Source organism: Kluyvera sp. 142486, from assembly GCF_046569695.1.
GTDB lineage: Bacteria > Pseudomonadota > Gammaproteobacteria > Enterobacterales > Enterobacteriaceae > Kluyvera.
In genome coordinates this window covers 207,885-229,270 of record NZ_JBKHUI010000002.1, presented here as the reverse complement: position 1 = coordinate 229,270, position 21,386 = coordinate 207,885, and the positions used below count along the sequence as shown (strand labels likewise).

The window sequence follows — 21,386 nt, the reverse complement described above, 5'->3', positions numbered from 1 at the left end:
GATGCTGCAAATCTCGCATCTTTCCGCTGACTACGGCGGTAAACCTGCGCTGGCGGATATCAATCTCACGTTGGACAGCGGTGAACTGCTGGTGGTGCTGGGGCCTTCTGGCTGCGGTAAAACCACGCTGCTGAACCTGATCGCCGGATTTGTGCCGTATCAGCACGGCAGCATCATCCTCGATGGAAAACATGTTGATGGCCCGGGGGCCGAGCGCGGCGTGGTCTTTCAGAATGAAGGGCTACTGCCGTGGCGCAACGTGCAGGATAACGTCGCGCTGGGACTGCAACTGGCCGGGGTAAACAAAACCGAGCGTCGGGATATTGCCGCGCTGATGCTGAAAAAGGTCGGGCTGGAGGGGGCTGAGAGGCGCTTTATCTGGCAGCTCTCCGGCGGCCAGCGCCAGCGGGTTGGCATTGCCCGCGCACTGGCGGCCAACCCGCAGTTGCTGCTGCTGGATGAGCCGTTCGGCGCGCTCGATGCCTTTACCCGCGAGCAGATGCAAACCCTGCTGCTCAAGCTGTGGCATGAAACGGGCAAAAAGGTGCTGCTGATTACCCATGACATCGAAGAAGCGGTGTTTATGGCGACCGAACTGGTGCTGCTGTCTCCGGGGCCTGGCCGCGTGCTGGAGCGTTTATCCCTCGATTTTGCCCGTCGGTTTGTGGCCGGTGAGTCGTGTCGCAGCATTAAGTCTGACCCGCAGTTTATTGCCCAGCGCGAATACGTGCTGAGCCGAGTGTTTGAGCAACGGGAGGCCTTCTCATGAGCGTGGTGATTAACGATAAACCGCGGACGCGCACGCTGAAGCTGCGCTGGCCGTTCTCGCGCCATCTGACGCTGAGCCTTGTCACGCTGGCGGTGCTGCTGGTTATCTGGTGGGCGGTCGCGGCCGCGCACTGGGTTAGCCCGCTGTTTTTACCCGCGCCGGGGCAGGTGCTGAATAAGCTGCTGACTATTGCCGGCCCGCAGGGATTTATGGATGCCACGCTGTGGCAGCATCTGGCGGCGAGTCTTGGACGTATTGTCGTGGCGCTGTTGGCGGCGACAATAATCGGTATTCCGGTGGGGATCGCCATGGGCCTGAGCCCAACGGTGCGCGGTGTTCTCGATCCATTAATTGAACTTTACCGCCCGGTGCCGCCGCTGGCCTATCTGCCGCTGATGGTTATCTGGTTTGGGATCGGCGAAACCTCGAAGATCCTGCTGATCTACCTGGCGATTTTCGCCCCGGTGGCGATGTCGACCCTGGCGGGGGTGAAAAGCGCGCAGCAGGTGCGTATTCGCGCCGCTCAGTCGCTCGGTGCTAAACGTGCTCAGGTGCTGTGGCTGGTGATTTTACCCGGCGCGCTGCCGGAGATTCTCACCGGGCTGCGCATTGGATTAGGTGTGGGCTGGTCGACGCTGGTGGCTGCCGAGCTTATCGCGGCGACCCGAGGTTTAGGTTTTATGGTGCAGTCCGCCGGGGAGTTTTTAGCCACTGACGTGGTGCTGGCTGGCATCGCGGTGATCGCGATTATCGCTTTTAGTCTGGAACTCGGGCTGCGTGCGCTTCAGCGCCGTCTGACCCCCTGGCATGGAGAAATACAATGAGTGAACGTCTGGCAATTACCCCGCTGGGGCCATATATTGGCGCGCAGATTTCCGGCGCGGACCTGACCCGCCCGCTGAGCGATAACCAGTTTGAACAGCTGTATCACGCGGTGCTTCGCCATCAGGTGGTGTTCCTGCGTGAACAGTTGATCACCCCGGAGCAACAGCGCGAACTGGCGCTGCGCTTTGGCGATCTGCATATCCACCCGGTTTACCCGCATGCGCCGGGCGTGGACGAGATTATCGTGCTGGATACGCACGACAATAATCCGCCGGATAACGACAACTGGCATACCGATGTCACCTTTATTGAGACGCCGCCTGCCGGGGCGATTCTGGCGGCGAAAGAGCTGCCGTCTACCGGTGGCGATACGCTGTGGACCAGCGGCATTGCGGCCTATGATGCACTTTCCGAACCGTTTAAAGCGCTGCTGAGCGGCCTGCGTGCAGAGCACGATTTCCGTAAATCGTTCCAGGAGTACAAGTACCGCAAAACCGAAGAGGAGCATCAGCGCTGGCAGGAGGCGGTCGCCAAAAATCCACCGCTGCTGCACCCGGTGGTGCGTACCCATCCGGTGACCGGCAAGCAGGCGCTGTTTGTTAACGAAGGATTTACCACCCGCATTGTCGACGTGACGGAGAAAGAGAGCGAGGCGCTGCTGAGCTTCCTGTTTAACCACGTCACCAGGCCAGAGTTTCAGGTGCGCTGGCGCTGGCAGCCGAACGATGTGGCGATTTGGGATAACCGGGTAACGCAGCACTACGCGAATGCCGATTATCTGCCGCAGCGACGGATTATGCATCGGGCGACGATTCTGGGGGATAAGCCGTTTTATCGTGCGCCATGAAATCCCGACGGGTGCCGATTGTAGGCCGGATAAGCGTAGCGCCATCCGGCACGATGCGGCACCGTGCCGGATGGCGGCGTAAACGCCTTATCCGGCCTACAAACCTAAATGCGCCCCGATATACCGCTGATACCGATTCGCCTTCAGATAGGTTAAATCCACCAACACCAGCCCATCCACGCAGTTGTTAAACTCCGGGTCGCTGCCAAAATCGATAAACTGCACGCCGCCGGGTTCGCAGACTTCCGAATACTGCTTGTAGAGCGGTGGAATACCGCAGCCAAGGTTGCCGAGCAGCGATTTGAGCCGCGTCAGGTCTTCGCTGTAATCCTCACCGCCAAACTGCGCCAGCACATCGGGCAACGAGGCCGGATACGGGCGACGTGACTCCGCCAGCGGATGCGTGGCCGGGAACCACAGACGGTAGAAGGCGACCAGTAGATCCCGTGCCGACGGCGGCAGTCCGCCTGAAATCGAGACCGGGCCAAACAGGTAACGATAGTGCGGATAGCGTGCCAGATAGGCACCAATACCGGACCACAGATAGTCCAGCCCACGACGGCCCCAGTAGCGCGGCTGAATAAAGCTGCGTCCCAGCTCAATCCCGTGTTGCAGAATATCGTCCATGCGCGCGTCGTAGTGGAACAGGCTGTAGCTGTAAATGCCATCCAGTCCGCGCTTTTCTAACTGCATAGCGGTAGGCATAAAACGATAGGCGCCGACGATTTCTAAATCCTCTTCATCCCAGAGGATCAGATGCAAATAATCATCATCATAGCCATCGACATCGCGACGCTTACCGCTCCCTTCGCCCACGGCCCGGAAGGCAATTTCACGCAGGCGGCCCAGTTCACGCAGCAGTGGCGCGTCCTCCTGGCCGTTACGCTGCCACAGATAAATGACTTTGCCGTCAGCCGTGCGCCCCAGACATTCGGCCTGGCTCAGCTCGCGCTTCAGTAAGGCGCGGGCCTCCGGGCGGGCGATGGCGCTTTCGGTTTTGAAAATTCCCGGTAGTCCTTTACCCAACAGATGAAGGTGGCGATAGCACTTCTCGGTCATTTCACGCGGCGTGGACTGCGGGTTAAACCACGCGGACCAGGCGATCTGCTCGCCAATGGTTACCGGCAGGCTGCCGTTACGGCGGCGGAACATCTGCTGCATCAACAGCAGCAGCGGCAGATGTTGAGATATCAACGTGCTGGCGTAGAACAGTGCGCTATTACGACCGTCTATCCATGCCGGTAGCAGCGGCGCACGGTATTTGGCTGCGAGCTTAATAAAGCCGGAATGCCATTTTTTATCGCGGATCCCCCTACGCGTCAGCCGTGACACTTCGCCTGCCGGGAAGAAAATCAGTACACCGCCATTTTGCAACTGCGCGTCCATCTGCTGGAGCGCCGCTTTTGAGGTGCGGCCGTTGATGTTATCAACCGGAATAAACAGCGAGCTGAGCGGTTCAAGGTGGGTCAACATACGGTTGGTGACGACTTTCACATCGCGACGTACGCGGGAGACAGCGTAGAGCAGGGCCAGACCATCGAGCGTGCCGGTAGGGTGGTTGGCGACGATGACCAGTGGGCCATTTTCAGGGATTTGTTCCAGGCAGCGAACCGGAACCGCGCAGTCAATATTGAGATGTTCCAGCACCTGTTCGACGGTATCTAACCCTTTCAGGTGGCGATGGCGTGCGGCAAACTGTTGAAATTCTTCTTCATGCAGCAGCTTCTTCAGTACTTTTTTTTGCCAGGGGGCGGGCCTCGCCTGAGGCCATAGGTCGTCGATGACATTGTCGAGACTAAACATAGCGGCTCCTCCTCTGTCCTGCTGTGACAGTAGAAGGGGGATGTGTCGGTTGTATGGCGGTTTGGTGACGTTTTGAGGGGCGTTGAAACGTAGCCCGGCCAAGCGTCGGCGTAAACGCTTCGTCCGGGCTACCTACACAAGCGTAGCCCGTCCAGGCATAGCGCCGCCGGGAAACCCAGCGCGTGATTAACGCAGGATTTTCTTCTCGGCTAAGTCGAGCGCGAAGTAGCTGAAGATAAGGTCCGCGCCCGCGCGTTTAATGGCGCCCAGGCTTTCCAGAACCACTTTCTCTTCATCAATTGCGCCGGCCTGCGCGGCGAATTTAATCATCGCGTATTCACCGCTCACCTGGTAAGCGCCAATCGGCAGTTCTGTACGTTCGCGGATATCACGCAGAATATCGAGGTACGCGCCCGCCGGTTTCACCATCAGACAGTCGGCGCCCTGAGCTTCGTCCAGAAGCGACTCGCGAATCGCCTCGCGGCGGTTCATCGGGTTCATCTGATAGGTTTTACGATCGCCCTTCAGCGCGGTGCCAGCAGCTTCACGGAACGGGCCGTAGAAGGAGGAGGCGAATTTGGTGGAGTAGGACATGATGGCGGTATCGGTGAAGCCTGCCGCGTCGAGCGCCTGGCGAATGGCCTGTACCTGACCGTCCATTGCCGCGGAAGGTGCGATAAAGTCTGCGCCTGCCGCTGCGGCAACGACGGCCTGTTTGCCGAGGTTGGCAAGGGTCAGGTCGTTATCAACGCCGTGGTCGCACAGTACGCCGCAGTGGCCGTGAGAGGTGTATTCGCAGAAGCAGGTATCGGACATGACGATCATCTCCGGTACGGTCTGCTTGCAGATGCGAGACATACGTGCCACCAGGCCGTCTTCTTTCCAGGCATCGCTGCCGGTGTCGTCGGTGTGGTGAGAGATACCAAAAGTCATCACCGAGCGGATACCGGCGTTGGCGATGCGTTCAATTTCGCGTGCCAGATGCTTCTCTGGAATGCGCATCACGCCCGGCATAGCCTCGATGGCTTTGTAATCGTTGATTTCTTCTTCAACAAAAATCGGCAACACCAGGTCATTTAAGCTCAGTGTTGTCTCTTCAAACATAGCGCGCAGCGCAGGAGATTTGCGCAGGCGACGGGGGCGATGGAGTAAGTCTGTCATGGTATGCCTGATGTTTGTGAAACAAGGGGCGCTATTGTAACCGAATCAGGGCGAGGATGTTTTACCAAAGTGGGGGTTATGCGAACGGCAGAGATGTGGAGGGAGTATAAGATATAACTCAACAGCAATCAGAATAAATAATGTTTATCCTTGTTTAATGCCTTATAAGATATATATTATTTATTTGGTTTTTGTTTTATTTGTATTTTTTATTTTTAAAAAATCTGTTGTGCGCGATTTTCATGAGCGGTCATTTATTTATTAATTGAATTTTTCTTGTTTTATTTATTCGTTTTGGTTTTGCATTTATTTTTTATCTTATTGATTTTATTGCTTTTGCTTTTACTTTGTGAATGTTGTTTTATATTTAATGCGTCCGAATTAGAATTATGCATAAACTATGATTGAACCATTTGTCATGCGCGTCACATAATCCTCTCCCCATACAAAGAAATGTTTTATTGCAATTGTTAATTGATGGACCAACATGATGCGGAAGACAACGTAAATGCTGCATCTGGTAACTACAACGTTCGTATCAACAACTCTACCGGCGCAGGCAACATTGCTGACTACAAAGGTAAAGAGCTTATCTATGTGTGGGATGCTAACACTACCGCGACCTTCAGCGCGTTTTGCCAACAATGTCTTCCTGGATGGCAACCTGAGCTACAGCCACTTCACCAACGACCTGAGCGCAACCATGAGTAATGGCGCTTATGTAGATGGCAATAGCGCTTCTGATGCATTTGGCTTTGGTCTGAAACTGGGCTATGACTGGCAGAATAATGAGTCGGGCTACCTGATTCCATACGGTGCGATTTCTGGTCTGTTCCAATCTGGTGATAGCTATCGTCTGAGCAACAAGATGAAGGTTGGCGATCAGGATTGTGCGGCTAATGCCGGTGTGAAATACACCTGGTAATCCTCATCACACCGGGAAGGAGACTTCCCGGTGTTTTACGCTTTATTCAACGCCCGTCATGATGACGGGCTTTTTTGCAGGGATTGCATAACATGCCTCATTCAAGCAAGCCGCTCCGTGAATTTATGGCTCTTGATAAAAAACTCTCACACACGGCAACGCATTTTCAGGTCTCTCCAGGGGAAATGCTACTCCCAGCCAATTGTACTCTGAACGATGTCACTGTTGTCATTCAGCAGGGTGTGGTGTCGTTGCATCGAAACGAAGGCCATGTTCTTTGTGGCATTCTGCAAAGCCCATCGATTTTTGGGCTGGGTGCTGCAGCGAATACTATCCGTAATAGCTACACGATGGTCGCAGAGAGCGACTGCCGTGGTTACTATCTTCCGTCAGGGGAAACGCTCAAGTGTCTGGAACGCTATCAGCTATGGCGAGAAGCATTTTACTGGATGACATGGCAAACCCGGATGCTAGAAATGCGTGACAGACAACTCATTGGCACCAACCATTACCAGCAGATCCGCTCGACGCTGCTGACGATGATCGACTGGGATGAAGATATCCGTTCGCGAATGGGGGTGCTGAACTATATTCAGCAGCGCACGCGAATCTCACGTTCAGTCATAGCCGAAGTGCTCTCCGCGTTACGCAAAGGGGAGTATATCGAAATGGATAAAGGCAAACTCGTTAGCATCACGCGCTTGCCTACTCACTACTAAGATGCCGGAATGACGGCAGCTTTGTTGCCGCTCAGTTCGGTCACCAGCTCGTTGATACCGTCGCTCATATTCACAAAACGGGTAAGCGGAGAACGCGTGACCACCACAAATGCGCCTACGTTAGCCTGAGGAATCATCGCCATATAGGTGATAAAACCGCCGCCACCGCCGGTTTTCTGGATAATACCCGGTCGGCCATTTTTCGGCGCCATATAGACCCAACCTAACCCTAACGCATCAGCATGACCCGGAACGTCCATCCCCACCACGCGAGTGAGTTGATTACGCTTGTAAACCAAGGTTTGCATGCGATCTGCCTGACTGCTGCGATGATAGAAATCAGATGAAAGATACTGCTGCATCCAGCGCATCATATCGCCCGGCGTGGAATAAACACCGCCGCTGCCCATTGCCGCGAGCGTGTTATTGCACGGACTTGCCCCTTTTTCCGCCACCATCAGACGACCGCATTGATCCGGTGAGGGGGTAAAGGTGGTGTCCTTCATGCCCAGCGGACGGGCAATTTGCTCTTCAAACAACTGTGGATAAGGTTTATGCGTGGCGTTGCCTAGCGCGTCGGCCAGCAGGTCAAACGCCAGGTTCGAATAGCTCGCCTGTGAGCCTGGCGCAGCGTGCAGTTTTGCCGTGGAGAGATAGCTCCAGCGCTGAGACTGCGTTGGCCAGACGAAGACCGGGCGATTAGCCGCACCGCCTGGCATTTCGCGTGGCAGGCTGCTGGTATGAGTTGCCAGATTGACCAGCGTTATCGGCGTGCCGTTATAGGTTGGAACGCGTGCACCCGGCGGGGCATATTTGCTGAGCGGATCGTTAAGCTTCACCACGCCCTGGTCGAGCAGTTTTACCAGCATCTCGCTGGTCATTAGCTTACTCAGTGAGGCAATACGGATAACGGAATCGAGCTGGGGATGCACGTTGTTGCCTGGGCGCGTCTCGCCAAAGCTTCTGAACACCCGCTGATTGCCATCGATAACCACCAGTGCCATGCCGGTCGCACCGCTGCCGTAATAAATATGATTGGCGTAGCGGTCAACAATATCGGACGCAAATGCGGGGGTGGTAAGAGGCTGTGCGGCCTGCACCGAGGTCAATGACGCCACACAGAGCGCGGCAGAAAAAAGCAGACTACGTTTCAACGGAGGCATCCATAAATAGAAATGGGGAAGTAATGCGTATTTATACTAAAAATACAATGAATCGGCATCTGGCGCAGCGCCATTAAACGGTATGATAGCGGGAAAAACGTAACCGAGCGTAAATGCAGTGATTATTCATTGAGGTGGATACGCACTTTTGTGATCCGGCGCGTATGATACATACGATGCCGTCTGGCGAACTCTATCGCCATTTTCCGGTCTGATTGCACAGTTACATCGCCTAATACCTCTTTACGGTAAAAATGATCCGTAGCGGTATTCTGTTGTCACAGCACAAAGCAGAATCATAAGAAGTTAGCAGGAGAGCACTATGTTTAAGTCTTTTTTCCCTAAGCCGGGTCCATTTTTTCTCTCGGCATTTATTTGGGCATTAATAACGGTCATTTTCTGGCAGGTGGGTGGCGGCAGCTGGTTGCTGCACGTGACCGGGGCAAGTCGTGATGTACCAATCAGCGCGTCGCGCTTCTGGTCGCCGAATTTTATGGTCTTTTACGCCTACTATGTGGCGTGCGTTGGGCTATTCGCGGCTTACTGGTTTATTTGTAGCCCACACCGCTGGCAGCTGTGGTCAATATTGGGAACCGCGTTGATCATTTTCGTCACTTGGTTCCAGGTCGAAGTTAGCGTGGCGATTAACGCCTGGTACGCACCGTTTTACGATCTGATCCAATCAGCCCTCTCGGCACCGCATAAAACGACGATATCGCAGTTTTACCATGAAGTAGGTATCTTCCTGGGGATTGCGCTTATTGCCGTGATTGTGGGCGTCATGAGTAATTTCTTTATCAGCCACTATGTCTTCCGCTGGCGTACGGCGATGAACGAATACTACATGGTCCACTGGCAGCATCTGCGCCATATTGAAGGTGCCGCTCAGCGTGTGCAGGAAGATACCATGCGCTTTGCCTCTACTCTCGAAGATATGGGCGTTAGCTTGCTTAACGCCGTGATGAAGCTGATTGCGTTTTTACCGGTTCTGGTCGCGCTCTCCCCGCATGTCCGTGAGTTGCCGATTGTGGGCTATGTACCATATGGTCTGGTGATTGCCGCTATCGTGTGGTCATTGTTGGGAACCGGTTTATTAGCCGTAGTGGGGATCAAACTCCCTGGTCTGAACTTTAAGAACCAGCGTGTGGAAGCGGCCTACCGTAAAGAATTGGTATATGGGGAAGACGATGCTGAACGCGCCACGCCGCCAACGGTAAAAGAGCTCTTTAGCGCCGTGCGTCGTAACTACTTCAAGCTCTATTTCCATTACACCTATTTTAATATCGCCCGTATTATTTATATTCAGGCGGATGCCGTTTTCGGTTTGTTCCTGCTGTTCCCATCGATTGTTGCCGGTACGATTACGCTGGGCTTAATGACCCAGATCAGTAACGTTTTTGACCAGGTTCGCAGCTCTTTCCAGTACCTCATTAACTCCTGGACGACGCTGGTGGAACTGATGTCCATCTACAAACGTCTGCGCAGCTTTGAACGAGAACTGGATGACAAAGAACGACCAGATGAAATCGCTCAACCGCAGGTTTAATAACAACGCTTTCATTTTATAAGGATATCTCATGGCGATTGCCGCATCGCGCTACCTTGCGCTCCCTGTGCCTTTACTGGCGGTACTGCTCAGCGCCTGTACCAGCCAGCAGGCACCTACGATGAAGGCGGGAGAAAAACCGGTAGATGTGGCAAGCGTCGTGCGGCAAAAAATGCCGGCCAGCGTGAAGGACCGTGATGCCTGGGCGCAGGCGCTGGCGAAAACGTTCGAAAGCCAGAAGCTTGCGCCAACCGAAGAGAATATCTGTTCGGTGCTGGCGGTGGCTCAGCAGGAGTCTAACTACCAGGCAGACCCGGCGGTGCCGGGACTAAGCAAAATTGCCTGGCAGGAGATCGATCGTCGTGCCGAGAAGATGCATATCCCAGTCTTCCTGGTGCACACGGCGCTGAAGATTAACTCTCCTACCGGTAAGAGCTACAGCGAACGGCTGGATACGGTCAAAACAGAAAAACAGCTCAGCGCTATTTTTGATGACTTTATCGGGATGGTGCCAATGGGGCAGAAGCTGTTTGGCTCGCTCAACCCGGTACACACCGGAGGGCCGATGCAGGTCAGCATTGCCTTTGCCGAGCAGCACCAGAACGGCTATCCGTGGAAGATGGACGGCACCGTGCGTCAGGAGGTCTTTACCCTGCGCGGTGGCCTGTGGTTTGGCACTTATCATCTGCTGAACTACCCGGCCAACTACACGGCGTCGATTTATCGCTTTGCTGATTTTAACGCAGGCTGGTACGCCAGTCGCAATGCGGCGTTCCAGTATGCGGTCAGCAAGGCGACCGGGGCTAAGCTGGCCCTCGACGGTGACGTGATTCTTTACGGAAGCGATGAACCGGGCAGCACGGAAATGGCGGTCAGAAAGCTGGCTAATCAGCTATCGCTGAGCAACGGTGACATCCACCGTCAGCTACAAAAAGGCGATAGCCAGGCGTTTGAGACCACGGCGCTCTACAAAGGCGTTTATAAAATTGCGGAACAGAAGGCAGGTAAACCGCTGGCGAGAGAAATGCTGCCAGGCATTCAGCTTGAGAGCCCGAAGATCACCCGTAAGTTAACCACAGCGTGGTTTGCAAAACGGGTGGATGAGCGTCGGGCCAAATGTATGGCTATCAATTAATCGTGATGACGCAGGCGGCGCACGAGGGAGACAACGCCCAGAATAGCGCAGCCTGCCAGGAACGGCACCACGCCAAATAGCGTACTCACGCCAAGGCCAATTTCAACGCGCGGGCGACCACTGTCCTGCATTTGCATCAGATGCTCATAGACACCGGGTGCGTGAACCACCAGAGTTAATAGCTGCGCGCCGACCGAAAAGCAGAGCAGAACGAAAAGCGCGTAGGCCAGATTGCCTGAGGCGGAGGAGTCCCTCTTTTTCCCACTGAACATGAGTTTTGACAAGGTGAAATCTGTCATTGAGACCTCCAGGATAACGTAAATGCCGATCGTTTCGTGATGCTGGGGTGAGTGTGGCAGCAGAAAGGGATTGTCAATATCGGATTTATGGTAAATTTTGAGCAGGAATAGTCCTGGTTTATCACTCTGGTTTATTGATTATCCGTTTCCGGCTTGACGTTAATTGATTTAACATCTGCGAATTGTTGTTTACACCACAGACGCTGGCGCGGGTTTATGGCATCATCGATTTTTTATGCTGGAGCCGCTATGAACCTGCCTGCAAAAATTCGCCGCGACTGGCATTACTATGCCTTCGCCATTGGTCTTATCTTTATTCTGAACGGGATTGTTGGGCTACTTGGGTTCGAGGCTAAGGGCTGGCAAACCTATGCCGTGGGGATGGTGACCTGGGTGATTAGCTTCTGGCTGGCCAGTTTTATCATTCGCCGTCGGGAAGAGTAATTCATTCTACAAATGCATTTTTGACGTCGCCGCACGACCGTTAGCCCGGCCGGCGCAGCGACGTCGGGGAAAATCCTTACCCGTTCATCGACGTTTTCAGCGCCTTATCGGCCTGATGACGCTCCAGCGCGAGTTCAATCAAACGCGTAATCAGCGAGGTGTAATCCAGACCGCTGGCCTGCCACAATTTTGGATACATGCTGATATTGGTGAAGCCCGGTAGCGTGTTGATTTCGTTAATCACCACGTCGTTATTTTCGGTCAGGAACACGTCAACACGCGCCATCCCGCTGCAGCCTAAGGTTTGGTAGGCTTCAATCGCAACGTGACGAATTTTGTCGTTCACTTCGGCGGAAATCGCCGCCGGTACCACCACTTTCGCGCCGTTATCGTCAATATACTTGGTGTCGTAGGCGTAGAACTCGCTGTTCAGGACGATTTCGCCACAGGTGCTGGCCTGCGGGTCATCATTGCCGAGCACCGCACACTCAATTTCACGCCCTTTAATGCCCTGTTCAACCACCACTTTGTGGTCAAATTCAAAGGCCAGCGCCACGGCCTGCTGATACTGCTCGGCGCTGTTCACTTTGCTGACGCCGACGGACGACCCCTGGTTTGCCGGTTTAACGAACAGCGGCAGACCGAGCTTCGCTTTAATCTCATCGAACGAGAAGCTGTCACGAGTGCGACTGGTTAACGTCACAAACGGAGCGATAGAAAGGCCAGCGTCGCGCAGCAGACGTTTGGTGACATCTTTATCCATACAGGCGGCGGAACCCAGAACGTCAGAGCCAACGAACGGCAGGTTTGCCATGCGCAGCATGCCCTGCAGGGAGCCGTCTTCACCCAGGGTGCCGTGAACAATCGGGAAAATCACATCGATGGCATCCAGCGGTTGGCCGCTTGCAGCATTGATCATCTGCTGATGCTCTTTGCCAGGGATATGGGCCAGCGTGATATCGGAAGGGCGTAGCGCGATATGGGCTGGATCGTGGGCGTTTAACAGGTAGTTTTGCGCATCGCTGATGTGCCACTGACCCTGTTTATCGATCCCCAGCAGAACGACCTCAAAACGCGTCTTATCAATCGCTTCTACGATATTTTTAGCAGACTGTAGGGAGACTTCGTGCTCCGCTGATTTGCCGCCAAAAACAATCCCAACCCGCAACTTTGCCATCTCAAATTCCATCCATTCCAAACGCAAAGCACATAACATACCACGGGTGTGGGGAGGCATCTGCCTTTTCCATACCAAAGTGCGTAAATCGCAGGCAAGGCTTAAGAATAAGTGACTGCATAATAGCGCCTGAAGCGTGATATTTATCACACAAAAGCGCTGAGTGGCTGATATTGTTCTGAAATAATGGATTAAGCATCTCTGACAATACGGCGCAAAGCGCAACTTGCTAACCTGTTCACTTGTCCCCGCAAAAAAAACGAATACGTGTAGTTATGGAATCCTGGAAGGTTAACCTTATTTCTGTTTGGCTCGGTTGTTTTTTCACCGGGTTGGCTATCAGCCAGATCTTACCGTTTTTACCGCTTTACGTCGCGCAGCTGGGCGTCACCTCCCATGAATCTCTCTCCATGTGGTCCGGGTTAACCTTCAGCGTCACCTTCCTGGTTTCTGCTATCGTTTCGCCTATGTGGGGCAGCCTGGCCGACCGTAAAGGCCGTAAGCTTATGCTGCTGCGTGCTTCGTTGGGGATGGCGATAGCTATCCTGCTGCAGGCTTTTGCAACCAACGTTTGGCAGCTCTTTTTCCTGCGTGCGGTAATGGGCTTAACCTCTGGCTATATTCCTAACGCGATGGCGCTGGTGGCCTCTCAGGTACCGCGTGAGCGCAGCGGGTGGGCGCTAAGCACGCTGTCCACGGCGCAAATCACTGGCGTTATCGGCGGGCCGCTGCTTGGCGGCTTCCTGGCCGACCACGTTGGCCTGAGAATGGTCTTTTACATTACTGCGTTCCTGCTGTTGGTGAGCTTCCTGGTGACGTTTTTCTTGATTAAAGAAGGCCCGCGACCACAGTTTAATAAAGGGGAAAAGCTCAGCGGAAAAGCGGTATTTGCAACGTTGCCTTATCCGGGGCTGGTGATTAGCCTGTTCATCACGACCATGGTTATCCAGCTATGTAACGGGTCTATCAGCCCTATTCTGGCGCTGTTTATTAAATCGATGTCGCCGGACAGCAGTAATATCGCCTTCTTGAGCGGCATGATTGCCGCTGTCCCCGGCGTATCGGCGCTCATTTCGGCACCAAGGTTGGGTAAGCTTGGCGATCGTATCGGCACGGGCCGCATACTGTTGGGAACGCTGACGTTTGCAGTGGTGCTGTTCTTTGCCATGTCGTTTGTCACCACGCCGTTCCAGCTGGGCGTGCTGCGCTTTATTCTTGGCTTTGCCGATGGCGCGATGCTACCTGCGGTACAAACGCTGCTGCTGAAGTATATTAGCGAGCGCGTCACCGGGCGTATTTTTGGTTATAACCAATCCTTTATGTATCTGGGTAACGTGGCCGGTCCGTTAATAGGTGCATCCATTTCGGCGATGGCCGGTTTCCGCTGGGTATTTATTGTCACCGCGGTGATTGTCCTGATTAACCTCTGGCAATTAGCGGTAATGCTGCGTCGGGCTCAACCGGTACGTCAGTAATACCGACATTGAGAGGGGAATAAACGCTGCGGTGTTTATTCCCTGATTTCCACACTAAACTCTTCATATTACTCTTTGCGCCGTGCATTATTTAATGAGAAAAACGTTTCGCTGGCGATATCAGTAAGTAATTCCATGATATTGATGAGGATTATATTTTTGCTGAGAACTATTGCAGAATACGTAATATATTGTAATTCTATTCGGTGTTGCTGAAGGGGGAATAGCGCCGTAAGGTTTTGTGGCCTATTTATTTTTTCAGGGCTTGAGTCCTGCCCACGCCGTCATACAAGGAAAACGCGCGATGAAAAATTTCATTGCAGAACTGCTGGTCAAACTAGCCGAAAAGGAAGATGAAGCAAACGCGTTACGTATTCAGGTCGATGCGCTTGAAGTGGTGGTGACCACGCTTTTACAGCATGTACAGCAGGGTTCTGGCCCGGCACTGGAGGATGAAATAGCCGAGACGTTGAATAAACTCGCTCCTGCAGAACACGCCAGCGACCATAATAGCGAACTCTTATATAACCACGTTAAACGGTTATTTCTGCATCCTTAAAATTAGTAGGTAATGACATCATTTGGGGTGTCATTAAAATGTCACGCACTTTTCTTACAGTCTCTATGTTTCATTTTTAAAGTATTTGTACATGGAGAAACTAACGTGAAATACAGTGCTATTTTTGCCGCATTATTACCTCTGCTGGGTTTATCCGCCGCACACGCGGACACATCAACTGCCGTCCTTGATAACCGTGCAGCGCAAGGGGATATTACCCAGCCTGGCGGTGCCCGCCGTTTATCTGCCGATCAAACCGAAGCCATTCGCGCCTCTTTGAATAATAAACAGGCCAAAAACGTTATTCTGCTGATTGGCGATGGGATGGGTGATTCTGAAATTACCGCTGCGCGTAACTATGCCGAAGGGGCGGGCGGTTATTTCAAAGGTATCGATGCGTTGCCGTTAACCGGGCAGTACACGCACTACGCGCTGAATAAGAAAACCGGCAAGCCGGACTATGTAACCGATTCTGCGGCGTCTGCAACGGCCTGGAGTACCGGGGTGAAAACCTATAACGGTGCGCTCGGCGTGGACATTCACGAAAAAGATCACCAAACTATTTTAGAGCTGGCTAAAGCCGCTGGTCTGGCGACGGGCAACGTCTCTACCGCCGAACTGCAGGACGCTACCCCAGCGGCGCTGGTATCGCATGTGACTTCGCGTAAATGCTACGGCCCGAGCGTGACCAGTGAAAAATGCCCAACCAACGCGCTGGAGAAAGGCGGCAAGGGCTCCATCACTGAGCAGTTGCTCAATACCCGTGCCGACGTGACGCTTGGTGGCGGCGCGAAGACCTTTGCGGAAACCGCGACCGCGGGGGAATGGCAGGGGAAAACGCTGCGTGAACAGGCGCAGGCAAGGGGCTATCAACTTGTCGACAATGTGACGACTCTGGATGCCATTACTCAGGCAAATCAGGATAAACCGCTGCTGGGTCTGTTCTCTGACGGCAATATGCCGGTGCGTTGGGAAGGGCCAAAAGCCTCCTTCCACGGCAATCTGGATAAACCTGCCGTGACTTGTGCGCCTAACCCGAAACGCGATGCCAGCGTACCGACTCTCGCCCAGATGACCGATAAAGCTATCTCCCTGCTGAGCACCAGTGAAAAAGGGTTCTTCCTGCAGGTAGAAGGTGCTTCTATTGATAAACAGGACCACGCGGCAAACCCGTGCGGCCAGATTGGCGAAACGGTCGATCTTGATGAAGCGGTACAGAAAGCGCTGGAATTTGCCAGGAAAGATGGCAATACGCTGGTGATCGTCACCGCCGATCACGCTCACGCCAGCCAGATTATCCCACCAGAAACGAAAGCGCCTGGCCTGACTCAGGCACTGAACACCAAAGATGGTTCGGTGATGGTGATGAGCTACGGCAACTCAGAAGAGGAGTCGATGGAGCATACTGGTACCCAACTGCGTATCGCGGCCTATGGTCCGCATGCGGCGAACGTGGTTGGCCTGACCGACCAGACCGATCTCTACTACACCATGAAAGCGGCGCTGGGGCTTTAAGCCCTGGCACCCGCCCGACGGCAATATTTTGTCGTCGGGTTGGTAATATTCATTCCAGCGACCAGACTTACAGTGTTCTACTCACAAAAGGATGGTGCAATGAAAACAACATTACTGGTTACCCTACTGTGTGGTCTGTTTACGGCGGGTGCCGTGTCTGCGGCAACGACCGCAGCCGCGCCGGAGAAAACCATGACGCCGCAGCAGCAGCGCATGAGTACGTGTAATCACGAGGCGACATCGAAAACCCTGAAAGGTGATGAGCGTAAAACCTTTATGAGCAGCTGTTTGAAAGGGGAGGGGATGGCCGCTGATGGCAAAAAACTCACTCCGCAGCAGCAAAAAATGAAGGACTGTAACGCGCAGGCGACAACCAAAACCTTGAAAGGCGATGAACGTAAAACCTTTATGAGTACCTGTCTGAAAAACAAATAAATAACGGCGCCGTGGGCGCTTTTTTTATGGCAAGAACATCAGGCCCGGCGCGATGCCGGGCCTGCGGCTTATGACTTACTCATCTTCTCAGATTTTTCCATGCATTTGGCCATCGCTTCGATGACAGCAGAGCGGAAGCCTTTCTCTTCCAGTACGCGCACGGCTTCAATGGTGGTTCCGCCAGGCGAGCAGACCATATCCTTCAGCTCACCCGGATGTTTACCGGTTTCCAGCACCATTTTTGCTGATCCCATAACTGCCTGCGCGGCAAACTTATAGGCCTGAGCGCGTGGCATACCACCGAGCACGGCCGCATCGGCCATGGCCTCGATAAACATAAACACGTAGGCTGGCGCTGAACCGCTGACGCCCACTACCGGGTGGATCATCGCTTCGGCAATCTCTTCAGCCGCGCCGAAGCAGCGGAAGATATTCAGCACATCGGCGATATCTTCCGGCGTCACCAGTGCGTTCGGGGTGACGGAGGTCATCCCGGCATTCACCAGCGATGGCGTGTTCGGCATGGCGCGCACGATTTTACGGTCATGACCCAGCGCGCGGGCCAGTTGTTCCAGCGTTACGCCCGCCGCAATAGACACAACCAGCGAATCTTTGTTCAGGCTGGAGGCGATGTCGCTCAGTACTTTCACCATGATGCCCGGCTTCACGGCGCCAAACACGATGTCAGCCACCTGAGCCACTTCCTGCGGGCTTTGCGCCGCATTAATGCCGAACTCGTCGCGCAGCGCGGCCACTTTATCCGGTGACGGCGTATAGACCCAAATCTGCCCAGGAAGTACCTGGCCGCTGGCAATCAGGCCACCAAGAATGGCTTTCCCCATGTTGCCGCAGCCAATGAAGCCAATCTTCTTCTCCATTTCTCTCTCCCTCTGTCTGTTTTTTTCGTAGTTTACTGTTATAGGCGATTCCCGGCGATGGGTAACCTACTTTTATCATTCAGGCGGCAATTATTACGTACGCATCCCAGCTCTCTGTATAATCACGCTTTGCGATAATATTCACTCTGGAGTATCGATGACCATTTGGGTTGATGCGGACGCTTGTCCGAACGTGATTAAAGAGGTGCTGTTTCGCGCCGCGGACCGCACGCAGATTGAGCTGGTGCTGGTCGCCAACCAGTATCTGCGCGTGCCGCCGTCGCGTTTCATCCGCGCGATGGTGGTGCCAAAAGGGTTCGACGTAGCCGATAACGAAATTGTCCGTCTCTGCGAGCCCGGCGATCTGGTGATCACTGCCGATATTCCGCTGGCGGCTGAGGTGCTGGAAAAGGGCGGCGCGGCGCTCAATCCTCGCGGTGAACGCTACAGCGAGGCGACCATCAAAGAGCGCTTAACCCTGCGTGACTTTATGGACACCATGCGCTCTAGCGGTATTCAGACCGGCGGGCCTGCGGCGCTTTCCCAGCGCGATCGCCAGCAGTTTGCCGCTGAACTCGACAAATGGCTGCTGGCGGTAAAACGCGGCTGACGTGATTTCTGTCACATAAATGTGCTACCTTTTGCCGCGTTATCCGGCTTGTCAAAACAAGACACTTTCATGTACTGTTAGCGACACGCTTTGTGGCATGTTTTTTTTACGCTCAAATTGCTCTATACGGCAGTATGTAGCGGCTAAAGCGGTCTCATATTGCATTATTGTGTAATAAAAAGTTTACACTTACTTGTGTACTAGTTTGGTGGTATCATTGCCGCTTCATTCACACATCCCGCATTTACGCGTCATCAGGGGGAATTCCAGGTCATGACACAGCCGATTTTTCTTATCGGAGCCCGAGGCTGCGGAAAAACGACGATAGGTCAAGCGCTTACCCATGCCTGCCATTTTCACTTTGTTGATACTGACCTGGCGTTACAGCAGCAGTCCGGTATGAGCGTAGCGGAGATTGTCGACCTCGAAGGCTGGGCGGGATTTCGCGCACGCGAGACCCAGACGCTGATGTCGGTCACCCAACCGAGCACGGTGGTGGCAACGGGCGGCGGCATTATTCTTGCGCCAGTTAACCGCGAATTTATGCGTCAGAACGGGGTGGTTATCTATTTGAACGCTCCGGTGCCGGTTTTGGCGCGTCGTCTGGAAGCCTTTCCAGAAGAATCCCAGCGCCCAACGCTGACCGGTAAACCGATTAGCGAAGAAGTGGCGGAAGTACTGGCGCAGCGAGATGCGCTGTACCGCGAAACCGCCCACTACGTTGTTGATGCCTCTGCGACGCCTGAGCACGTTGTCACGCTGATTCTTGATGCTCTGCATCTGGCAACGGCCAGCTAGCAGGGCGCTTTTCCCCTCCTTTTTTTACGCTTACTCCGCTTCAGCTACCCCTTCTGATTGCCAATATAACCACTTATATTTCGTGGTTATATTGTGCGTAAGTCACATTTTTGGCTTATCATTAATGTTATAGAAACGTTAAAATCAAAATTTATCAGGAGAGTACTGGAAATAACTGGAATCTTTACATTCTGCCCGGCGGATGAACTGCTACGCTTTTGAGCGGTATTTTTCATCCATCCAGGTGGCTATGTGTAAAGCAAACATAAGAGAAGCAGAAGGTAGATAACATGAGTGCAACGATGGCGATTCTTACGATTGGGGTAGTGCCCGTGAGTGAAGTTTTGCCGCTATTGACCGAGCACATCAGGGAAGATCAAATCACCCACATTAGCCTGTTAGGCAAAATGAGTCGTGTGGAAGTCATGGAAGAGTATGCACCAGAACCCGGTGAAGAACGTTTGCTGGTTCTGTTAAATGATAACCAGTTTGCTGAAGTTTCCCGTCTGAAAGTCGAGCACAGCCTGCAGGGCGTGATTGAGGTGCTGGACAATCAATCCTATGACGTCATTCTGCTACTGAATACGTTTAAATTACGCAGTATGGTGGCGCGCAATGCGATTCTGCTGGAACCCCAGCGTATTATTCCACCGTTGGTCGCCTCTATCGTTGAGGGACATCAGGTCGGGGTTCTGGTCCCCGTGGAAGCCATTCTCGATGCCCAGCAGGAGAAGTGGCAGATGCTGTCCAATTTGCCTTACTACGCGCTGGCTAACCCCCTTCGTGATACCGACCAGCACCTGATTTCAGCCGGCAACTCGCTGCTGGATCAAGGCGCCGATGTGCTGGTGCTCGACTCACTGAGCTATCACCAGCGTCACCGGGACCTGCTACAAAAGGCGCTGGATGTGCCGGTTCTCTTGTCGAATGTGCTGGTGGCCAGACTGGCGGCAGAATTATTGTGTTAAGCGTATGATTTCGCGTGACAGGTTTCTGTTCGCAACCCTATATTGGTCTTTTGACGACGAGATAATAAGGGCCTGTTTATGCTTCAGAGCAACGAATACTTTGACGGAAAAGTGAAATCCATTGGCTTTACCAGCAGCAGCACGGGTCGTGCCAGCGTGGGCGTGATGGCGGAAGGCGAATACACCTTTGGTACCGCGCAGCCGGAAGAGATGACCGTGATTAGCGGCGCGCTGAACGTGCTGTTACCGGGTGAAATCGAATGGAAAGTCTATTCCGCTGGGGAAGTGTTCAATGTGCCGGGCCACAGTGAATTTAACCTGCAGGTTGCAGAGCCAACCTCTTATCTGTGCCGCTATCTGTAATGCATTCCCTTCCTGCTGCGGCAGGAAGGGAATATCTCGCTTAGCGCTGGGCTTCGCCGCCTAACCCTTCTACCAGGCTTTTAATCATCGCCGCCAGCTCGCCGGTCATCAGAATAAAGTCTGCATCGAAACGCTGAGCATAGTCGTCACGGTCGATATCTTCGTTCTGATCGCGCAGTTCGTCGCAGAACTTCAGACGTTTGATGGAGCCGTCATCGCACATCACGAACTGAATACGCTGCTGCCAGTCAAGCGCTAGCTTGGTCACCAGCTTACCAGCTTCGATATGGCAGGCGATCTCATCGCACACCAGATCCTGTTTCTTCGCACGGATCACGCCGCCGTCTTCGAGGATCGCTTTCAGCTCGGCTTCATCCAGAATCTGGAAGCTTTGCGCGGCGGAGCCAGAACGTACCCATTCGGTCAGGGTCAGTTCGATCGGGTTTTCCAGCGTCAGCGGCACCACCGGCAGCGAGCCTAGGCTTTTACGCAGCAGCGCTAGCGTATCTTCCGCCTTTTTGGCGCTGGCGCAGTCGACCATAATCAGATCGTTAACGGTGTCGATCCACATCATCGTCTGGCTGAAGCGGCTGAACGCGCGCGGTAGCAGAGAGTGCAGAACTTCATCCTTCAGCGAATCTTTTTCGGTTTTCTTGAGCTTGCGGCCCTGATCGGCTTCGAGCTTTTGGATCTTCGCTTCCAGCGCCTGTTTAATCACCGGAGAGGGCAGGATCTTCTCTTCTTTGCGGGCGCAAATGATGATCTGACCATTTACTGTGTGCGTCAGCGCATCGCTGTGTGAACCCATCGGCGGTACCCAGCCGGTTTTTGCCATATCCTGGCTGCCGCATGGGGTGAAGGTCATCTCAGCGAGCTGTTTTTCCATCTCTTCCGCGCGCAGGGAGATGTCGCGGCTGAGACGATAAACCATTAAATTTTTGAACCACAGCATGATAATTTCCACGGTGTTGT

The 21,386-nt window shown here is 53.6% G+C and carries 22 protein-coding genes and 1 pseudogene; 16 read left to right on the top strand and 7 right to left on the bottom strand.

Annotation, left to right across the window (positions count from 1 at the left end):
- Window position 1 precedes the first annotated feature (1 nt).
- Genes tauB through tauD form a run of 3 tightly spaced genes read left to right on the top strand, consistent with a single transcriptional unit; the run spans window position 2 to window position 2,441 of the window.
- Window positions 2-769, top strand: a complete 768-nt coding sequence (gene tauB, locus ACLGE8_RS03340) for a taurine ABC transporter ATP-binding subunit (RefSeq protein WP_410996627.1) — start codon at window positions 2-4, stop codon at window positions 767-769.
- Window positions 766-1,593 (top strand): taurine ABC transporter permease TauC, encoded by an 828-nt coding sequence (gene tauC / locus ACLGE8_RS03335; RefSeq protein WP_410996415.1) that lies wholly within the window; start codon window positions 766-768, stop codon window positions 1,591-1,593. Before tauB ends, tauC begins: the two co-directional genes overlap by 4 nt.
- The gene (gene tauD, locus ACLGE8_RS03330; RefSeq protein WP_410996413.1) at window positions 1,590-2,441 is read left to right on the top strand and encodes a taurine dioxygenase; all 852 of its coding nucleotides are present in this window, start codon (window positions 1,590-1,592) and stop codon (window positions 2,439-2,441) included. Before tauC ends, tauD begins: the two co-directional genes overlap by 4 nt.
- A gap of 96 nt (window positions 2,442-2,537) precedes the next feature.
- Here the strand turns inward: tauD and ACLGE8_RS03325 are convergent, their stop codons facing one another.
- Entirely contained in the window at window positions 2,538-4,244 is a 1,707-nt protein-coding gene (locus tag ACLGE8_RS03325) for a lysophospholipid acyltransferase family protein (RefSeq protein WP_410996411.1), read from the bottom strand.
- A gap of 186 nt (window positions 4,245-4,430) precedes the next feature.
- Window positions 4,431-5,405 carry a porphobilinogen synthase gene (gene hemB, locus ACLGE8_RS03320; protein ID WP_035895610.1) on the bottom strand — a complete coding sequence of 325 codons (975 nt, stop codon included), beginning with the start codon at window positions 5,403-5,405 and terminating at the stop codon, window positions 4,431-4,433.
- A gap of 625 nt (window positions 5,406-6,030) precedes the next feature.
- Between hemB and ACLGE8_RS03315 the strand changes: the two are divergent.
- A pseudogene (locus tag ACLGE8_RS03315) lies at window positions 6,031-6,327 on the top strand (autotransporter outer membrane beta-barrel domain-containing protein); the annotation flags it as partial.
- A 95-nt stretch (window positions 6,328-6,422) separates the two neighbouring features.
- Window positions 6,423-7,049 (top strand): helix-turn-helix domain-containing protein, encoded by a 627-nt coding sequence (locus tag ACLGE8_RS03310; protein ID WP_410996409.1) that lies wholly within the window; start codon window positions 6,423-6,425, stop codon window positions 7,047-7,049.
- On the opposite strand, the gene ampH is transcribed toward ACLGE8_RS03310, so the two are convergent.
- Complete coding sequence (ampH, locus tag ACLGE8_RS03305) at window positions 7,046-8,203, bottom strand: D-alanyl-D-alanine-carboxypeptidase/endopeptidase AmpH (RefSeq protein WP_410996407.1); 1,158 nt, start codon at window positions 8,201-8,203, stop codon at window positions 7,046-7,048. The two genes, ACLGE8_RS03310 and ampH, sit on opposite strands and share 4 nt — an antisense overlap.
- Before the next feature lie 331 nt (window positions 8,204-8,534).
- Between ampH and sbmA the strand changes: the two genes are divergently transcribed.
- Both sbmA and ACLGE8_RS03295 read left to right on the top strand, forming a co-directional pair.
- The gene (gene sbmA, locus ACLGE8_RS03300) at window positions 8,535-9,758 is read left to right on the top strand and encodes a peptide antibiotic transporter SbmA (protein ID WP_410996405.1); all 1,224 of its coding nucleotides are present in this window, start codon (window positions 8,535-8,537) and stop codon (window positions 9,756-9,758) included.
- Between the two features lie 31 nt (window positions 9,759-9,789).
- Complete coding sequence (locus tag ACLGE8_RS03295; protein WP_410996403.1) at window positions 9,790-10,893, top strand: DUF1615 domain-containing protein; 1,104 nt, start codon at window positions 9,790-9,792, stop codon at window positions 10,891-10,893.
- Here ACLGE8_RS03295 and ACLGE8_RS03290 read toward each other — a convergent pair.
- Window positions 10,890-11,192, bottom strand: a complete 303-nt coding sequence (locus tag ACLGE8_RS03290) for a DUF2755 family protein (RefSeq protein ID WP_185667205.1) — start codon at window positions 11,190-11,192, stop codon at window positions 10,890-10,892. The two genes, ACLGE8_RS03295 and ACLGE8_RS03290, sit on opposite strands and share 4 nt — an antisense overlap.
- Window positions 11,193-11,441: 249 nt before the next feature.
- Between ACLGE8_RS03290 and ACLGE8_RS03285 the strand changes: the two genes are divergently transcribed.
- Window positions 11,442-11,636 (top strand): DUF2754 family protein, encoded by a 195-nt coding sequence (locus tag ACLGE8_RS03285; protein WP_410996401.1) that lies wholly within the window; start codon window positions 11,442-11,444, stop codon window positions 11,634-11,636.
- Window positions 11,637-11,712: 76 nt separating this feature from the next.
- On the opposite strand, the gene ddlA is transcribed toward ACLGE8_RS03285, so the two are convergent.
- Window positions 11,713-12,813: a D-alanine--D-alanine ligase gene (gene ddlA / locus ACLGE8_RS03280; protein ID WP_410996399.1), complete on the bottom strand. Its 1,101-nt coding sequence runs from the start codon at window positions 12,811-12,813 to the stop codon at window positions 11,713-11,715.
- A gap of 275 nt (window positions 12,814-13,088) precedes the next feature.
- Between ddlA and ACLGE8_RS03275 the strand changes: the two genes are divergently transcribed.
- The 4 genes from ACLGE8_RS03275 (at window position 13,089) to ACLGE8_RS03260 (ending at window position 16,797) form a co-directional block, all read left to right on the top strand.
- The gene (locus tag ACLGE8_RS03275) at window positions 13,089-14,288 is read left to right on the top strand and encodes a multidrug efflux MFS transporter (protein ID WP_410996397.1); all 1,200 of its coding nucleotides are present in this window, start codon (window positions 13,089-13,091) and stop codon (window positions 14,286-14,288) included.
- A 304-nt stretch (window positions 14,289-14,592) separates the two neighbouring features.
- Window positions 14,593-14,847, top strand: coding sequence for a sigma-S stabilization anti-adapter protein IraP (locus ACLGE8_RS03270; protein WP_410996395.1), 255 nt, complete (start codon window positions 14,593-14,595; stop codon window positions 14,845-14,847).
- Between the two features lie 105 nt (window positions 14,848-14,952).
- Complete coding sequence (gene phoA / locus ACLGE8_RS03265) at window positions 14,953-16,362, top strand: alkaline phosphatase (RefSeq protein WP_410996393.1); 1,410 nt, start codon at window positions 14,953-14,955, stop codon at window positions 16,360-16,362.
- A 99-nt stretch (window positions 16,363-16,461) separates the two neighbouring features.
- Window positions 16,462-16,797: a PsiF family protein gene (locus ACLGE8_RS03260; RefSeq protein ID WP_410996391.1), complete on the top strand. Its 336-nt coding sequence runs from the start codon at window positions 16,462-16,464 to the stop codon at window positions 16,795-16,797.
- Window positions 16,798-16,865: 68 nt separating this feature from the next.
- Here ACLGE8_RS03260 and proC read toward each other — a convergent pair whose 3' ends face one another.
- Window positions 16,866-17,675 carry a pyrroline-5-carboxylate reductase gene (proC, locus tag ACLGE8_RS03255; RefSeq protein ID WP_185667198.1) on the bottom strand — a complete coding sequence of 270 codons (810 nt, stop codon included), beginning with the start codon at window positions 17,673-17,675 and terminating at the stop codon, window positions 16,866-16,868.
- 157 nt (window positions 17,676-17,832) lie between these two features.
- Between proC and ACLGE8_RS03250 the strand changes: the two genes are divergently transcribed.
- The 4 genes from ACLGE8_RS03250 to ppnP all read left to right on the top strand — a co-directional run bounded on the left by ACLGE8_RS03250 (window position 17,833) and on the right by ppnP (window position 20,414).
- Window positions 17,833-18,285, top strand: coding sequence for a YaiI/YqxD family protein (locus tag ACLGE8_RS03250; protein WP_220440106.1), 453 nt, complete (start codon window positions 17,833-17,835; stop codon window positions 18,283-18,285).
- A gap of 273 nt (window positions 18,286-18,558) precedes the next feature.
- Complete coding sequence (aroL, locus tag ACLGE8_RS03245; protein ID WP_410996389.1) at window positions 18,559-19,083, top strand: shikimate kinase AroL; 525 nt, start codon at window positions 18,559-18,561, stop codon at window positions 19,081-19,083.
- Between the two features lie 290 nt (window positions 19,084-19,373).
- Window positions 19,374-20,051: an AroM family protein gene (locus ACLGE8_RS03240; RefSeq protein ID WP_410996387.1), complete on the top strand. Its 678-nt coding sequence runs from the start codon at window positions 19,374-19,376 to the stop codon at window positions 20,049-20,051.
- Between the two features lie 78 nt (window positions 20,052-20,129).
- Window positions 20,130-20,414 (top strand): pyrimidine/purine nucleoside phosphorylase, encoded by a 285-nt coding sequence (ppnP, locus tag ACLGE8_RS03235; RefSeq protein ID WP_333495188.1) that lies wholly within the window; start codon window positions 20,130-20,132, stop codon window positions 20,412-20,414.
- Between the two features lie 40 nt (window positions 20,415-20,454).
- Here the strand turns inward: ppnP and rdgC are convergent, their stop codons facing one another.
- A complete protein-coding gene (gene rdgC / locus ACLGE8_RS03230; protein WP_123649988.1) occupies window positions 20,455-21,366 on the bottom strand; it encodes a recombination-associated protein RdgC in 912 nt (303 codons plus the stop codon).
- Between the last annotated feature and the right edge of the window lie 20 nt (window positions 21,367-21,386).

What these genes read in the sequence shown, in the direction of transcription:
- tauD (WP_410996413.1), top strand. Translation starts at nt 1,590, where the DNA reads ATGAGTGAACGTCTGGCAATTACCCCGCTGGGGCCATATATTGGCGCG.
- ACLGE8_RS03285 (WP_410996401.1), top strand. Translation starts at nt 11,442, where the DNA reads ATGAACCTGCCTGCAAAAATTCGCCGCGACTGGCATTACTATGCCTTC.
- ACLGE8_RS03240 (WP_410996387.1), top strand. Translation starts at nt 19,374, where the DNA reads ATGAGTGCAACGATGGCGATTCTTACGATTGGGGTAGTGCCCGTGAGT.
- ACLGE8_RS03250 (WP_220440106.1), top strand. Translation starts at nt 17,833, where the DNA reads ATGACCATTTGGGTTGATGCGGACGCTTGTCCGAACGTGATTAAAGAG.
- ACLGE8_RS03290 (WP_185667205.1), bottom strand. Translation starts at nt 11,192, where the DNA reads ATGACAGATTTCACCTTGTCAAAACTCATGTTCAGTGGGAAAAAGAGG.
- rdgC (WP_123649988.1), bottom strand. Translation starts at nt 21,366, where the DNA reads ATGCTGTGGTTCAAAAATTTAATGGTTTATCGTCTCAGCCGCGACATC.
- ACLGE8_RS03295 (WP_410996403.1), top strand. Translation starts at nt 9,790, where the DNA reads ATGGCGATTGCCGCATCGCGCTACCTTGCGCTCCCTGTGCCTTTACTG.
- ACLGE8_RS03270 (WP_410996395.1), top strand. Translation starts at nt 14,593, where the DNA reads ATGAAAAATTTCATTGCAGAACTGCTGGTCAAACTAGCCGAAAAGGAA.
- ACLGE8_RS03325 (WP_410996411.1), bottom strand. Translation starts at nt 4,244, where the DNA reads ATGTTTAGTCTCGACAATGTCATCGACGACCTATGGCCTCAGGCGAGG.
- proC (WP_185667198.1), bottom strand. Translation starts at nt 17,675, where the DNA reads ATGGAGAAGAAGATTGGCTTCATTGGCTGCGGCAACATGGGGAAAGCC.
- ppnP (WP_333495188.1), top strand. Translation starts at nt 20,130, where the DNA reads ATGCTTCAGAGCAACGAATACTTTGACGGAAAAGTGAAATCCATTGGC.
- tauB (WP_410996627.1), top strand. Translation starts at nt 2, where the DNA reads ATGCTGCAAATCTCGCATCTTTCCGCTGACTACGGCGGTAAACCTGCG.
- sbmA (WP_410996405.1), top strand. Translation starts at nt 8,535, where the DNA reads ATGTTTAAGTCTTTTTTCCCTAAGCCGGGTCCATTTTTTCTCTCGGCA.
- ddlA (WP_410996399.1), bottom strand. Translation starts at nt 12,813, where the DNA reads ATGGCAAAGTTGCGGGTTGGGATTGTTTTTGGCGGCAAATCAGCGGAG.
- ACLGE8_RS03310 (WP_410996409.1), top strand. Translation starts at nt 6,423, where the DNA reads ATGCCTCATTCAAGCAAGCCGCTCCGTGAATTTATGGCTCTTGATAAA.
- ACLGE8_RS03275 (WP_410996397.1), top strand. Translation starts at nt 13,089, where the DNA reads ATGGAATCCTGGAAGGTTAACCTTATTTCTGTTTGGCTCGGTTGTTTT.
- tauC (WP_410996415.1), top strand. Translation starts at nt 766, where the DNA reads ATGAGCGTGGTGATTAACGATAAACCGCGGACGCGCACGCTGAAGCTG.
- aroL (WP_410996389.1), top strand. Translation starts at nt 18,559, where the DNA reads ATGACACAGCCGATTTTTCTTATCGGAGCCCGAGGCTGCGGAAAAACG.
- ACLGE8_RS03260 (WP_410996391.1), top strand. Translation starts at nt 16,462, where the DNA reads ATGAAAACAACATTACTGGTTACCCTACTGTGTGGTCTGTTTACGGCG.
- hemB (WP_035895610.1), bottom strand. Translation starts at nt 5,405, where the DNA reads ATGACAGACTTACTCCATCGCCCCCGTCGCCTGCGCAAATCTCCTGCG.